Annotated in this window: 13 protein-coding genes; all 13 read right to left on the minus strand. The window is 56.9% G+C overall.

What is annotated here, in order from left to right; translation table 11 throughout:
• Nucleotides 1-95: 95 nt before the first annotated feature.
• Genes V6M63_RS13305 through V6M63_RS13365 form a run of 13 tightly spaced genes read right to left on the minus strand, consistent with a single transcriptional unit; the run spans nucleotide 96 to nucleotide 14,117 of the window.
• Complete coding sequence (locus tag V6M63_RS13305; RefSeq protein ID WP_332742509.1) at nucleotides 96-2,099, minus strand: polysaccharide biosynthesis protein; 2,004 nt, start codon at nucleotides 2,097-2,099, stop codon at nucleotides 96-98.
• Nucleotides 2,100-2,104: 5 nt separating this feature from the next.
• The gene (locus V6M63_RS13310; RefSeq protein ID WP_332742644.1) at nucleotides 2,105-2,665 is read right to left on the minus strand and encodes a sugar transferase; all 561 of its coding nucleotides are present in this window, start codon (nucleotides 2,663-2,665) and stop codon (nucleotides 2,105-2,107) included.
• Nucleotides 2,665-3,612, minus strand: a complete 948-nt coding sequence (locus V6M63_RS13315) for a UDP-glucose 4-epimerase family protein (RefSeq protein WP_332742510.1) — start codon at nucleotides 3,610-3,612, stop codon at nucleotides 2,665-2,667. The genes V6M63_RS13310 and V6M63_RS13315 overlap by 1 nt, the downstream gene beginning before the upstream one ends.
• On the minus strand, nucleotides 3,609-4,841 hold the full coding sequence (locus V6M63_RS13320; RefSeq protein ID WP_332742512.1) for a glycosyltransferase family 4 protein: 1,233 nt from the start codon (nucleotides 4,839-4,841) through the stop codon (nucleotides 3,609-3,611). Before V6M63_RS13320 ends, V6M63_RS13315 begins: the two co-directional genes overlap by 4 nt.
• A gap of 25 nt (nucleotides 4,842-4,866) precedes the next feature.
• On the minus strand, nucleotides 4,867-5,994 hold the full coding sequence (gene wecB, locus V6M63_RS13325) for a non-hydrolyzing UDP-N-acetylglucosamine 2-epimerase (RefSeq protein WP_332742514.1): 1,128 nt from the start codon (nucleotides 5,992-5,994) through the stop codon (nucleotides 4,867-4,869).
• A gap of 11 nt (nucleotides 5,995-6,005) precedes the next feature.
• Entirely contained in the window at nucleotides 6,006-7,127 is a 1,122-nt protein-coding gene (gene wbjC, locus V6M63_RS13330; protein ID WP_332742516.1) for a UDP-2-acetamido-2,6-beta-L-arabino-hexul-4-ose reductase, read from the minus strand.
• 4 nt (nucleotides 7,128-7,131) lie between these two features.
• On the minus strand, nucleotides 7,132-8,175 hold the full coding sequence (locus tag V6M63_RS13335; protein WP_332742518.1) for a polysaccharide biosynthesis protein: 1,044 nt from the start codon (nucleotides 8,173-8,175) through the stop codon (nucleotides 7,132-7,134).
• A gap of 10 nt (nucleotides 8,176-8,185) precedes the next feature.
• A complete protein-coding gene (locus V6M63_RS13340; protein WP_332742520.1) occupies nucleotides 8,186-9,064 on the minus strand; it encodes an AglZ/HisF2 family acetamidino modification protein in 879 nt (292 codons plus the stop codon).
• A complete protein-coding gene (gene hisH, locus V6M63_RS13345) occupies nucleotides 8,985-9,605 on the minus strand; it encodes an imidazole glycerol phosphate synthase subunit HisH (protein ID WP_332742522.1) in 621 nt (206 codons plus the stop codon). The genes V6M63_RS13340 and hisH overlap by 80 nt, the downstream gene beginning before the upstream one ends.
• Complete coding sequence (locus V6M63_RS13350; RefSeq protein WP_332742524.1) at nucleotides 9,602-10,753, minus strand: N-acetyl sugar amidotransferase; 1,152 nt, start codon at nucleotides 10,751-10,753, stop codon at nucleotides 9,602-9,604. The genes hisH and V6M63_RS13350 overlap by 4 nt, the downstream gene beginning before the upstream one ends.
• Nucleotides 10,754-10,791: 38 nt before the next feature.
• Nucleotides 10,792-11,937, minus strand: a complete 1,146-nt coding sequence (locus V6M63_RS13355; protein WP_332742526.1) for a glycosyl transferase family 1 — start codon at nucleotides 11,935-11,937, stop codon at nucleotides 10,792-10,794.
• Between the two features lie 51 nt (nucleotides 11,938-11,988).
• Nucleotides 11,989-12,846: a class I SAM-dependent methyltransferase gene (locus V6M63_RS13360; protein WP_332742528.1), complete on the minus strand. Its 858-nt coding sequence runs from the start codon at nucleotides 12,844-12,846 to the stop codon at nucleotides 11,989-11,991.
• Complete coding sequence (locus V6M63_RS13365) at nucleotides 12,843-14,117, minus strand: hypothetical protein (RefSeq protein WP_332742530.1); 1,275 nt, start codon at nucleotides 14,115-14,117, stop codon at nucleotides 12,843-12,845. The genes V6M63_RS13360 and V6M63_RS13365 overlap by 4 nt, the downstream gene beginning before the upstream one ends.
• Between the last annotated feature and the right edge of the window lie 21 nt (nucleotides 14,118-14,138).

Here is a 14,138-nt window from a genome sequence, read left to right on the forward strand (position 1 = left end):
CACACGTCGCTCAGCGCGTTTGAAACTGGTCTCCCAACGACGTCCCTTCAAGGACTTTCAAAAGCCACCGCAAGGTGGCTTTTTTTTGCCCGCGCTCAGCGCTGGAGCCGCGTGATCGATGGTTCGGCGTCACGGACAGCCGAGAGGTGCACCCAATCCACGACCTCCCCAGTGGGCTTGTAGCCCTGCACGCAGCGCTGCAACAGAGCACGTGCTGTTGGAATGTCCTGGGCGGCGAGTGCGGAGTCCAGTACTTGCAAGGTCTGCTGAAACTCGCTCCAGGGTCGGAAGTCTTCACGGGCGCGCAGGATGCGCGGGTGCTGTGTGGGCTGGGGGTCGTCGCCGATCAGCAGTTCCTCGTACAACTTTTCGCCCGGGCGCAAACCCGTGGTCTGGATCTCGATGTCGCCGGTGGGGTTGAGGGCCGACTTCACCTGCAGACCGGAGAGCTCCACCATGCGCTGCGCCAGATCCATGATGCGCACCGGTTGGCCCATGTCCAGCACGAACACATCGCCGCCCTGCGCCATGGCCCCAGCCTGTATCACCAACTGGGCCGCTTCCGGGATGGTCATGAAGTAGCGGGTGATGTCGGGGTGGGTGAGCGTGATCGGCCCACCGTCCTTGATTTGTTGGCGGAACAGGGGCACCACCGAACCGCTGGAGCCCAGCACGTTGCCGAATCGCACCATGGAGAACGTGGTGACACCCGGCTCGGCCGCCAGCGCTTGCAGCACCAGTTCGGCCATGCGTTTGCTCGCGCCCATGATGTTGGTCGGGCGCACGGCCTTGTCGGTGCTGATCAGCACGAAGTGGCTCACGCCTGCAGCTTGCGCGCTGCGTGCACAGACCAGGGTGCCCCACACGTTGTTGCGCAGCCCTTGGGCCGGGTTGTGCTCCACCAGCGGTACGTGTTTGTAGGCGGCGGCGTGGTACACCGCGTGCGGCCGCCACGTCTGCATGATCTGCGCCATGCGCTCTTCGTCCTGCACTGAGGCGAGCAATGGCACCAGCGTGACCGCCATGGGTGCATCGACGTCACCTTCTTCCGTATCGAGCGGATCGATCTGGCTGCCCACCAGGGCGGTGAGTTCATGGTGGATCTGGTAGAGCGCGAATTCGGAGTTCTCCACCAGCAGCAGGGTGCGGGGCCGACAGGCCGCGATCTGCCGACACAGTTCGCTGCCGATGCTGCCCCCGGCGCCGGTGATGAGCACCACCTTGTCGTGCACCAAGCGCAGCAACAGCGACGCATCGGGCGTCACCGGCTCGCGACCCAGCAGGTCCTCGATCTCCAGCTCGCGCACGTCGTTCAGACTCACGCGGCCTGCGGCCAGATCCGACATGCCGGGCATGGTTCGCACGTGCACGGGCAGATGGCGCAACGAGTCCAGTACCTGCAGGCGATGTTGGTGGGTGATCGAAGGCAGTGCCAGCAACAGATCGGTCACGCCCAGTTCGGGGATCAGCTCGGGCAAGGCCGCAGGTGGGTATACCGTGCGCCCATCCAGGCTGTTGCCGTGCAGCTGCTCGTCGTCGTCCAGAAAACCCAGCAACCGGTGTTCGGTGCCGCGGGCAAGTGCGGCCGCGAGTTGGCGGCCGGCCGCGCCGGCGCCGTAGATCAGCACGCCCGGCAGTTCTTTGCGGTGCAACACGGACCGGTACAAACCGCCGAGCCAATAACGCGCCAAGACCCGGCTGGATCCCACGAAGACCATCAGCAACATCGGCTGAATGACACCGATCGTTCGCGGTATGCCCGGCACGCTGATGACCGTGAACAACATGGCGTAGAACAGGCTGTACAAGGCCATGGCCTGAGCCAGGCTGACCATGGCGTTCCAGCCTGCATACCGGAATATGGCTCGGTACAGGCCGAACCTCATGAAGAGCGGCAGGGCCAAGAGCACCGCGCCCAGCATCGCCCACCCGTGTACTGGTTCCAACCGCACCCAGTGCTCCAGCCGCAGACACAGCGCCAGCCAAACACTCAGCACGCACAGCGACACGTCTACCGACAGCGCAACCAGCCGTTTGGCGAGGCGCGGCATGTCCAGCAGTGCTGCCGCAGCGAAATTCTCCGAATCCCTGTTGTTCATTGTTCTCAGTGGGTCACGCCGTCGCGACGCAACACCTTCACAAACGTCATCCACAAAATACGCAGGTCGAAGGCCAAAGTTTGACGGCGCAGGTACTCGGCGTCCAGCGCCACCTTCTGCGGAATCGGCAATTCATCCCGGCCGTTCACTTGCGCCCAGCCCGTCAAACCCGGCATCAGTTCGTGCACGCCGTGCTCGGTGCGCAGCGCTATCAAGTCGTGCTGGTTGAACAGCGCAGGCCGCGGTCCGACGAAGCTCATGTCGCCCTTGATGATGCTCCACAACTGGGGCAGTTCATCCAGGCTGCTCTTGCGCAGGAAGGAGCCGATCGGCGTGAGGTACTTCGCCGGGTCCGCCAGCAGATGCGTGGCCACGGCGGGTGTGTCGATCCGCATGCTGCGGAACTTGGGCATCTTGAAGATCCTGTTGTGGCGGCCAACACGGTCGCTCCAGTACAGCGCTGGGCCCGGCGACGTGAGCCGCACGGTCAGTGCGATGCTCGCAACCGGCAGCAGCAGCACCAGCGCCGCCGGGATCGCCAGCGCCAAGTCGAACAGGCGTTTGATCACGACGTGAGTCCTGCCACCGCACGCCGCAGGCCTTCGTCCACCGAGAGGGGTGGAGTCCAGTTCAAGGTGTTGCTGGTGTGGCTGAGGTCGATCTGGAGGTTGCCCAGCAAGCGTTGCGCCACGGCACCTTTGCCCAACAGGTTGGCGCCTACTTGCAACAGTGCAGGCGGAACCGGGAACAGCCGCGCCGACGTGCCTTGGGCGCGACCCAGGCGGCGCAACAGATCGGCGGTTGAAAGGTCTTCCCCGTCGCTGACGAGAAAGGTCTGGTTGGCGGCGGCGGGATGGTCAATACAGGTGATGAGCAGGTCGACCAGGTTTTCAAGTGCGACGAAGCTGCGACGGTTGTAGGTAATACTGCCCAGTGGCAGGGGAATGCCGCGCTGCACCACGCGCATCATCGAAGCAAAATTCGCTTTGACGCCCGGTCCGTAGACCAAGGGCGGGCGGACGATGGCAACTTCCATCCCGGTGTCGATGGCGACTTGGCGCAGGCCCAGTTCTGCTTCCATTTTGGATATGCCGTATGCGTCGTGGGGGGCGGGCGTATCGTTGGCAGTGAAGGGGTCGCCTGCGGGTGTTGATTCGCCATTGACCTTGATTGAACTGACAAAGACGAAGCGCCGCACGCCGGCTGCCGCAGCTTGGTGTGCCAAGTGCAGTGTTCCTTCGACATTGACCCGACGAAACTCAGTCAGAGGGTTCATTGCCACCTCATCCATGACGTGAACCCTGGCAGCAGTGTGAACCACAGCGCGGCAATCCGCGAGCGCCATTGCCCAGTCGGTCTGGTGGTCCAGGGAGGGCACTTCAATGGCGGCCAAATGCGCCACGGCTTCACGGGGGTTTCGCATTGCGGCCCGCACGTTCAGGCCGACGGCGAGGGCCCGCCGACACAACGCGCGCCCCACGAAACCACTGGCTCCTGTGACCAGCACCGTCATCGATCTCTCCCTCGTTCTTGTTGGATGTCCACGGCCTCTGTCAGCCACTGCTCAAGCCGGTCCATCAGCATCTCACGATCGAATTCCAGTTTCGCAAATCGCCGACCGTTCGCGCCGAGCGCCAGGCGTGCACTGCGATCCATGGCCGCCAGTTTCAGAATTGCATCTGCAAGACCGCGAGCATCGCCCGCGCCACACACCAGACCAGCCTGAGCCCTTCGGATGACATCAGCGCCTTCGCCGTCAAGCATGCCCAGAATGGGAATACCCGACATCAGGTAAGACTGCACTTTGCCCGGAATGGTCAGGCTGAACACCGGGTCCTTCTTCAACGACACCAGCAGTGCGTCTGCGTGGGAATAGAAGGACGGCATGCGTTCCACCGGGTGGCGACCCAGCAGCTTGACCTGTTGCGCCAGGCCCCGGCGGCTCACTTCATCTTGAAGCCATTCAGATTTGCGCCCGTCACCCACGATCAGCCACCGGATACCTGGGTTGTCCTTCAGCAAGGTCGCCGCGTCCAGCACGGCAGGCAGATCTTGCGCTTCGCCGATGTTTCCGGCGAAAAGGACATCGAATACACCTACATCCGCAGTGATTTCAGATGCGGGGGCTGTATCGGACTGGGCGAACACGTCTTCTGACCAACTGGGGAAGTAGCGAATCTTTCGGGAATCGCGGCAGTATTGCGAGATGCTGGCTTGAAAACCCCGCGACTGGCCAAGCACGAGGGTACAACGGTTGTAGATGAATGACACCAGGCGCCCGACCCAACCCAGAACACGCCGAGAGCGCACAACCCCAATGGCAGACAGGGTCTCTGGCCAGAGATCAAGCACCCAGAACACCACGGGTGCTCGCTTGAGCCTGCCCATCACAATCGCCGGAATGCCGACGGTGACAGGCGACGGTTCGAAGACGAAGACAACATCGAACGCATTGCCGCGCAAGTGCCAAGGCCCCAAGGCGCAGGCGCTGATCACGTAGCTGATGTAATTCAGGAGCAGGCGGACCGAGCCTTGCGCACGTGCGAGCATGGGCACTCGAATGATGCGTGCCCGGTGGTACGTGCCAAACCCATCTGGGTTTTGTTCGTACTCAGGAAAAACGCGGCCTGACGGATAGTTGGGCTTGCCGGTCAGTACCGTGACGGCATGGCCCCGCCTTGTCCATTCCTGAACGAGATCGTTGATACGAAAGTTTTCGGGCCAAAAGTATTGGCTGACCACCAGTATGTGCAAAGAATGCCCGTGACTACTTTTTCCAGACCACGCGGTTGATGTAGTCCGTGTAACTGTGAATGATGCGCACGACCTTGTCAGAGACATTAGGCATGCTGTAGTCCGCAACTTGGCGCAGCAGTCGCTGCTTCCCCCGCGGTTGATCCTTCAGGATAGCCAGCCCCTGCATGACCCGCAGCGAATCCAGACCAACCATCATCACGGCCGCCTCTTCCATCCCTTCGGGGCGCTCGTGCGCTTCGCGCAAGTTGAGTGCCGGAAAGTTCAGAATGGAGGACTCCTCGTTGATCGTTCCACTGTCCGATAACACCGCACGAGCATGAATCTGCAGTTGGTTGTAGTCGGTGAAGCCCAAGGGTTTGAGAAGTTTGACCAGTGGATGGAATGTTGCGCCCCGACTGTCCACCCGCTTTTGCGTGCGGGGATGGGTGGATACGATCACTGGCTGACCGTAATGCTGGGCCACTTGGTTGAGCACCTCCACCAACTTGGCGAACTGCGCGTCTGAATCCACGTTTTCCTCCCGGTGAGCGCTCACCAGGAAATAGCCTTCCTGCTCCAAACCCAACTTGGTCAAAACGGTCGACGCGTCAATGCGTTGCTTGTAGTGCTCCAACACCTCGGCCATCGGACTTCCGGTTTTGATGACCATGTCGGGCGGCAAGCCTTCGCGAAGCAGATATTCACGCGCAATGCTGCTGTAGGTGAGGTTGATGTCCGCCGTATGGTCGACGATTCGGCGGTTGATCTCTTCGGGAACCCGCATGTCGAAGCAACGATTGCCGGCCTCCATGTGGAAGATGGGCACTTTGCGGCGCTTGGCAGAGATGACCGACAGACAGCTGTTGGTGTCGCCCAGGACCAGCATTGCGTCAGGCGCCTCCGCTGCAATGACCGTGTCAGTCTTCGCAATGATGGTGCCGATGGTTTCCGCTGCACTACCGCCTGCCGCATCAAGAAAGTGGTCTGGTTTGCGAATGCCCAGATCGTCAAAGAAGATCTGGTTCAGTTCGTAGTCGTAGTTCTGCCCTGTGTGCACCAGCACGTGATCACAGTAGTCGTCCAGCCTCGCCAAAACGCGCGAGAGGCGAATGATCTCCGGCCTCGTGCCGACGACCGTCATCACCTTGAGTTTTTTCATGACGGTTCCATTCATACCGGTGACGCAAACGTGTCCGGGTGCTCGCGGTCGAAGATTTCGTTGGCCCAGAGCATCACCACCATGTCCTTCTCCCCCGTGTTGGTGACGTCATGCGTCCAGCCCGGCACAGTCTCAACGACTTGCGGCACGTCGGCGCTGGTTTGCAATTCGTGGGTTGCGCCTGTGAGCATGTGCCGGAAGCGAAAGCGCGCTTGGCCTTCGATCACCAGAAACTTTTCGGTTTTGCTGTGGTGGTAGTGACCACCCCGCGTCACGCCCGGCAACGCCGTGAAGTAGGAGAACTGACCGCAATCCGGTGTCTTGAGCATCTCGACAAAAACGCCGCGCGGATCCGCATGCCGAGGCACGATGTAGGAAAACGCCTCGGGAGGCAAGTGGCTCACGTAGGTTGAGTGCAATGCTCGGGTCAGCCCAGTGCCCACGCGATCCGTGACCAAGCTGACTCGACTGGCCTTGAAGGCCGCTATTTTGCTGGCCACCTCGCCAACGGTGGTGAGGTATTGCGGAGTGAGCGTGGCAAACCCACGAGCATCCACCGCGGGGGCCGCGCCATCCATCAACTGCATGAAGCGAGCGATGACATCGTCGACATAAACCAACGTCAGGGGAGCGGCCGGATCGTTGATCTGAATCGGCAACTCGCGAGCGATGTTGTGGCAGAAAGTCGCCACTGCTGAGTTGTAGTTGGGGCGACACCATTTGCCGAACACGTTGGGCAGGCGGAAAACATGCACTGGCGTGCCGTGCTGGCGCTGCAACTCGAACAGCGCGTTCTCCGCGGCCAGCTTGCTGCGGCCATAGGGGTTGTCATTTGCAGCCTGGGTGGACGAGGTGTAGATCACCTGAATCGATTCAGCGTTCGAGTTCTCCGAGATGGATCTGCACAGTGCGTGAGTCAGGTCGGCGTTGCCACTGATGAATTCCTGAGGATCTTGCGGGCGGTTGATGCCAGCGAGATGAAACACAACATCCACGCCGGCTAGCAAGCGCGGCAAGTCCGTTGTTTGCTGATCGCGCGTGAATGCCACTACCTCCACATCCTTGCGCTCGGTCAGGTGCAGGGAAAGATTTTTTCCGATGAAGCCTTGTGCTCCCGTGATCAACACCTTCATGAAGTCACTCCTCAGCCACGGCGACGTCGCCGCGCGAAATGCGCTGCATGAAGTCAAGCTTCAGCAAGAGTGCTTTCATACCTTCAACATCGAGGCGCGTGGTGTTATGCGAGTGGTATTCGTCGGCATGGAGCGCCCGGGTCAAACGCTCTTCGCCTTCGTCCACGTACTTGGCGTAGTCGAGGTCGCGCCCGTCCGGCGGGACCCGGAAATAGTCGCCAAGATCTTCTGCGCAAGCCATTTCTTCACGACTGAGCAAGGCCTCGTAAAGTTTTTCGCCGTGTCGACTGCCCATCACGCGAACCGGGTGGTCGGGTCTCCCCATGAGTCGAAGCAGCGCTTGCGTCAGAACTTCGACCGTGGCTGCAGGAGCTTTCTGTACAAAGATGTCGCCGTTGTTGCCGTGCTCGAAGGCGTACATCACGAGGTCCACCGCATCCGCGAGTGTCATCATGAAGCGCGTCATGGCCGGATCGGTCACTGTGATGGGTTTGCCGGTTCGCACCTGGTCGATGAACAGCGGGATGACCGAACCGCGAGACGCCATCACGTTGCCATAGCGGGTACCGCAAATCACCGTGCCCGTGCCCTCCAGGTTACGACTGGCGGCCACCATCACTTTCTCCATCATCGCTTTGCTGATGCCCATCGCATTGATGGGATATACCGCCTTGTCGGTGCTCAGGCAAACCACGCGACGAACACCGGCCGCTATGGCCGCTTCAAGCACGTTTTCCGTACCCATCACGTTGGTGCGAACTGCTTCCATGGGATGAAACTCGCACGATGGCACCTGCTTGAGAGCAGCCGCATGGAACACATAGTCGACCCCGCGCATGGCTGAAGCCACACTGCGTCTATCGCGTACGTCGCCGATGTAGAACTTCAGCTTGGGATGACTGAAATGCTTGCGCATGTCGTCTTGCTTTTTCTCGTCACGGCTGAAAACACGGATCTCTCGCAGATCGGAGTTTAGGAACCGACGCAGCACGGCATTGCCAAAGCTGCCGGTGCCGCCCGTGATCAGTAGCGTTTTGTCTTTGAACATCGGAGGGCCGTCACTTGGTTGAGTGTGTCGCCAAGCCAGCGTGATAAATGCCTTCACGCTGGGCAGGATGGGGATAGTTGATCAGAACTGCTCGGTACGGACCTTTGAAAACAAAGAGGCTGCCTGCCGAGGCGCCCACCACGCCGCAGGCCTGAAACAAGGCCTCGATATCCTGGTGCGAACCCGCGCCGCCCAGAAAGGTCAGGGGAACCTGCAAGGTCTGGCGCATTTTCACGGCGAGTGAAAGGTCGTAACCCTTCATCTGGCCATCGCGGTCCACCGAGTTGATCACGATCTCGCCAGCGCCCGCAGCCTGGAGCTGTCGTGCCAGTTCGAACGGGTCTTGCTTGTGCACTTGAGTGGCGTTGCGCGTGACCACTTCGTAGCCTTTGGCGAACAGGCCGGACTTCTTTCGCACGTCGAGCACCGCAACCACGCTTTGTCTGCCGACCGCCTCGGCCATGCGGGTAAGCAGTGTGGCGTCTTCCACCGCCGCAGCGCTCACGGCCACTTTTTCGACACCCAGCCCGATGATCTTGCGCGCCTGTTCCGGTGTCCGCACGCCACCCCCGTAGCACAGCGGCATGCGGCATTCAGCAGCCAGGTGGGCGATCATGCCGTAGTCCGGCTCAGCGCCGTTCACAGTGGCGTCAATGTCGAGCACCACCAATTCGTCGGCTTCTTTTTCGTTGAAGATCTTGACTGCGTTGATCGGGTCTCCAACGTACTTGGCGTCGCGGAACTCAACGGTTTTTACCAGACCACCCTGGTGGACCAACAGACAGGGCGTGATGCGTGGGCGCAGCATGTCAGAGTTCCGCGAAATTCTTGAGAAGCGCCGCGCCCCAGTGGTGACTCTTCTCGGGATGGAATTGCACGCCGGCGACATGACCGCGCTGAACGGCACAGGCAAACTCGAACCCATAGTCGGTCATCGCCACGGCGTCGGCAGCTTCTGCTGCCTCGAAATAGTAGGAATGCAGAAAATAAAAGCGAGCATCGTTCCCCAACCCTTTGAAGAGCGCATTGGGTGCGCTTGCAACTGGGGTGACGTCGTTCCAACCCATGTGAGGCATGGGCAAAACCGCAGAGGCGGCGTGGCTGGCAAAGCTGCGCACGTGTCCCTTCACCCACCCCAGGCCGGTCTCCGATCCTTCGTCGCTGCCTTCGGCCAGCATCTGCATGCCGACACAAATCCCGAGTACCGGCACGCCCTGCTCAAGCACCAAGCGGTCCAGCGGCTCGCGCATGCCGGATGCGTTGAGCAGTTCCATGGCGTGATCGAACGCTCCCACACCGGGCAGGATCACCTTCTTGGCTGACAGCAAATCGTTGGCGCTGGCCGCCCGGGTGGCATTTATGCCCAAGCGCTTGTACATGTTGACAAATGCCTGAACATTTCCTACGCCGTAGTCAACGATGTGGATCACCGGAACAACCTTCTTTCCAATCCCAGCATCCGCATCGCGCTCGCGCCGATGCCGATGGCCCAACGCTTGTTTTTGTAGTCGCGGTAAGTCTTGTTTTCGCCATCGAAGATGGCTTGGAGCTCGTCTACGGAAAGCCCGAGTTTATGGGCCACGTACTCGAACTCCTGTTTCAGGAAGTGTTCGTCCATCTCGGGCCGCGACAACCGCTCCAGCGCCGCCTCGCGCGTCATCTGACCCGTGAGGATGAGGCTGGAGAAGTGCGCCCGGCGCTTGTGGTATCCGAACTTGCGCGGCATCCAGTAGTCTTCGTAGAAGCGCGTGAAGCGAGACTCGTGGTGCTTGTGCTGAAAACGCTGCCAGCCGAACTTGCGCTCCAGCTCGGCTTCAGCATCCTTCTTGATGTAGGGCACGAGGTTCAAGGGCTTGACCACCTCCATGCCCAGCACCTTCTGGTAGAGCAACTTGTAGATCAGGATGTCCACCAGCGGGAAGGTCTTCAATTCACGCTGGCCGAAGCGGCGGTGAATATCCTTGAAAAGCACGGTGTCGATACCCGGGTAGCCGCCCCATTCTTCTGGTTCGCGGCAGCATTCCGTGGAGAAATTGGAGCCAGTCAACACATACTTGATGCGGTGCTTTCTGGCGAACTTGTACAACGCCGAAAAGAACGCGCCATCTTGAGGCAGATCCTGGTCAGCGATCCCGGCCCGGAGAAAAGCCACTTGCAAGTCTTTCATCTCTTGCCAATTGATGACTTCCGTGTAGAGGTCGAGCCCCAGCCCGTCCACCAGCTTCTCGATGTTGCCCACGGCCTGGTCGGTGTTCCAACCAGCGTCTACATGGAAAAGCAAGGGCCGCAGCCCCATCTTTTCCTTGGCCACATAGGTGGCGTAAGAACTGTCTAGTCCGCCGCTCAGACCGATGATGCAGTCGAAGTCTTTGCCCTGGCCTTGTGCCCGAATCTTGTCGGCCAGCGCCGCGAGCTCCTTTTCTCCGCGTTCGCCCGTGTGCCAGTTCGGCAGGATTTCTGTCTTGAAGTTGTTGCAGTACTCACAGACGCCATCGTCATCGAATGCAATGTGTGGGTCGCTCGTATCCATGGCGCATTGGCGGCATATTTGATACGGGCGGGTACTGGCAGAGGTCATGTGAGCTGACTGTCGTTGTAGAGGCGAAGGGCAGGAGTTTACCGATACAACCTTGCGGCCAGCGAACGGTAGTCCAGGAGGCGGGAGGCGATGGCGTGAGACTTCCCGCCCATGTTATGAAGCCCTCCTGGCTGATTGCCGGCCTCTTCAAAGGCCTGCTCCATTGAACAGCTGGCTCCAATCAGCCAACCGTTGCCTTCCAGAAATGGGTGATGGCTGGGTACATCATCAAGCATGACTGCACAGCGGCAACAAAGGCTCATCTGCATGGTGGCCGATTGAGTTCCTGGTTGCACGTACACATCAGCGGCACAAAGTAGGTCTCTCAACTCTTCTGACGACTTCCATCCATCGAAGACTATGCGCGGATCTCTGCTGATCAATGCCGCTGCTTCTGAAGCTATGTCATCGTGAATGTGCCCAACTGCGATGAATCGAAAACGAGGGTTATTGATGCTGGAAAAGGCACGCAGCGATTCGAGGAGCTTCTTGCTGCTGTCCATTTTCCCAGACTGGACAAAGAGGATCTCTTCCGCCTCGACTCCATAAATTTTTCGGGTTGAGTTGCGACGATCAAGGTACTCGGCATCTTCCAGAATTTTCCCTCCCAGTGGAAAAAATTCTAATTGAGATGATGGAACTCCGTAGAAGTCTCTGAGGAAATCCATGGCTGATACGTTGATACACAAAATCCGGTCAATCCATTTCAAATTGCACCGCAATATGGTGCGGTAGTATAAAAAGTGGAGCATCCACTTTGAAATCCATGTGCGTGCACTGTTGTTGAAGTCCTCATGACTGTCAACATATAATTTAATGCTTGGATTTTGCTTTTTGTATTTGACAACTGTATTGAGCTCCCAGCCACAAGTTCCATGAAAAAGGATGACCTCTGGCTGGAAAGCTTGAAGCTGTTTCATGAACCCAGGGTGAATGCGCAGCTTGCGCATGATGGAATGAGGAAGAAGGCGACTATACGCTAATCTAACGACTTCAGCCCCATCGCCTCCGATATAACTGGAAGGACTCACATACACCAGCTCTCGATTTTCGCCAAAGGTTTCCGTCGAAGCCACGACCTTCACGTTGTGCCCATCAATCACATTTTGCTGAACAATCTCATTCTCTTGATAGGAGAATTGGTCAACATAGTAATTAGAAAGGCAGGCGTGCAATATGTTCATTGGCTCTTTTGAGGAATTGATTCGGATGTTATGTCTGAAATTGATGCGTCATCAAGAGCGCAGCCGCGCTCTGATCAATAATTGTCTGTAGTGAGACGCATACGGTATGCCTAAAACTACAGGTCGCCCGAGTAACTTCTTGACGACAGATTTGCAAAAAGATAAGAATCCGTCGACACGCTGCTTTTTGATCTGAATCACATCAAATCCCGCTTCGGTCAAATATCGTCTCACTTGGGGCTCACCTGCAAATACCAAGTGGTCTGGTAATCCAAGCTCGTTCGGAAATTCGCTGCGAAGGGCAAGATCTGCCAGATTTCCAGTTTCAAGAAAGATTTCACCCCCTGTTTTGAGGTTTTTTGTCACGATTTGAAGAAAAGAATGAAAATCCGGAATGTGGCTGAATATGTCAACTATCGATATGACATCTGCTTGGAACATGCCTGGTTCAAGATACGAGTTTCTGATTTCAAGACCTTGTTTTCGAGCCATTTCCGCTTTGTATTTCATTGGCTCAACACCGACAAGGACGCTGCCAGGTGGGGCCAAATCCCGCACTGCCTCCAGCGTTTCGCCATAGCCGGCGCCCACATCAACCCAATCGATTCTTTTGCCTGACTGCCATAAATCTGAAAACATCACTTTCAGTTTGGACTGGTAGTAGCGGATCTTTCTAGGTACGCGTCTGCTTCGCACGTCTAGTTGATTACCACCAATGGAGTGCAATCCCTCCCGAACCGCTACATCAATGCAGTTGGATTTCAAAATCGGATTTACGTAAAGTAGCCGACACTCGATGCATCGAACCACTGAGAAACCGAGTTCTTCGCCCCACGGAGTATTGGAATTCGTGCCGCAGCACGGACAATTAATAGACTCTAGGTTGGTGGAAAGTACGTCCATGTTCATGGCTTCAGTTGGGTTTGAATGGGAAGAAAATCGTTGCTCGCACCAACTTTTCTCTTTGTGAAAAGAACAAAGCAAACGATCCAGAACAAACCTCCGAAAGAGGTTAGTGCAGTAAACAATGACCCATTCGTTAAATTTAAGCTGAGAGGTACTAATAAAGGAATAAGTAGGACTGGATCGAAGCCGTAGGACACATAGTCTAATGTTGCAAGAAAAATGGAAAATGCCAAAAAGGCCAGCAATATGCCTATTGCGCTGAAACTTGCAATGCCATCAGAGGCGATAAAGCTAGCATTCACATTGAATGCTGGCACGCCCAAGTGCAACTCTCCAACAATAAGCCCCAGTGAGGGCCATCTTTCATCTCCGAGATACTGAGGAGGGGTTTGGAAAATTAGATTAAAGCCTCTAAGTTGACTCCACAATGTATTTCCATCGATTGAAAATTGATCCCAGTAGTGAACAACGAAAATTCCGGGCATGAGTAACGTCCGGGTGCCAAGGTACCATGATATAAACTCGGCAACAGCCGATTGATGGTGGAAGGTAACGGCCATGGTTAACAGCAATGTAAACAGTGCTGTTATGGATATTGCGGAAACGGAATGACTTGCAAGTCGTCGCATCAGCACAAGCATGGCACTGATAAACAATGGATACATCACCACCGCTTTTTCGGCGGTAATCGCATAGAGAATCAATGCGCCTGCTACGCCAATAAGGGTATACAGAGGGCGCCGTTGGTAAAGACCGAATGCCAATATTGCAGGAGAGAGAACATATCCAAAATAGGTTTGTGCATAACCTTGCATGAGTCCTTCCGCCCTCCCGGCCTCTCGTTGGGCGTATATGTTGTCAAGTCCTTCAAATTGCATAATGCCAGCGAAGTTTTCGATTAAAAAAACTGAGCAAAGAAGCCAGCTTACGGTCAGAACAACTGGAAACCATGAAGAGAATTTTCGATTCGAAACGGCTGAAGGACGTCGTCTATGCACCATGCAAGATAGAAAGAACCCAAGTGTCAGTGAAGGAAGTAGGCCACTTCGATCAACCCCGTATATATTTTCTAAGCTGATGATTGCAACCAATGCAGGAATGCCAACAAAATGGTAAATTATGATCAAAAACAATGATGACGGATTTTTGATTCTCTTAGGAAGAACTGAGGACCAAAGCATGATGGAAAGAATCGCTGCAGACCATTTCCATGGGTCGAAGCCAGAATCAGAAAATCCGTATTCGGACCACCAAATACTTGCGTATTTCGTCAAGCAATAATGCAATGAAAATGC

The sequence above is a fragment of the Hydrogenophaga sp. genome, assembly GCF_036675665.1.
In the GTDB taxonomy this organism is placed as follows: domain Bacteria; phylum Pseudomonadota; class Gammaproteobacteria; order Burkholderiales; family Burkholderiaceae_C; genus Hydrogenophaga.

What these genes read in the sequence shown, in the direction of transcription:
- V6M63_RS13305 (WP_332742509.1), bottom strand. Translation starts at nt 2,099, where the DNA reads ATGAACAACAGGGATTCGGAGAATTTCGCTGCGGCAGCACTGCTGGAC.
- V6M63_RS13315 (WP_332742510.1), bottom strand. Translation starts at nt 3,612, where the DNA reads ATGACGGTGCTGGTCACAGGAGCCAGTGGTTTCGTGGGGCGCGCGTTG.
- wecB (WP_332742514.1), bottom strand. Translation starts at nt 5,994, where the DNA reads ATGAAAAAACTCAAGGTGATGACGGTCGTCGGCACGAGGCCGGAGATC.
- wbjC (WP_332742516.1), bottom strand. Translation starts at nt 7,127, where the DNA reads ATGAAGGTGTTGATCACGGGAGCACAAGGCTTCATCGGAAAAAATCTT.
- V6M63_RS13335 (WP_332742518.1), bottom strand. Translation starts at nt 8,175, where the DNA reads ATGTTCAAAGACAAAACGCTACTGATCACGGGCGGCACCGGCAGCTTT.
- V6M63_RS13340 (WP_332742520.1), bottom strand. Translation starts at nt 9,064, where the DNA reads ATGTCGCCGGCGTGCAATTCCATCCCGAGAAGAGTCACCACTGGGGCG.
- V6M63_RS13350 (WP_332742524.1), bottom strand. Translation starts at nt 10,753, where the DNA reads ATGACCTCTGCCAGTACCCGCCCGTATCAAATATGCCGCCAATGCGCC.
- V6M63_RS13355 (WP_332742526.1), bottom strand. Translation starts at nt 11,937, where the DNA reads ATGAACATATTGCACGCCTGCCTTTCTAATTACTATGTTGACCAATTC.
- V6M63_RS13360 (WP_332742528.1), bottom strand. Translation starts at nt 12,846, where the DNA reads ATGAACATGGACGTACTTTCCACCAACCTAGAGTCTATTAATTGTCCG.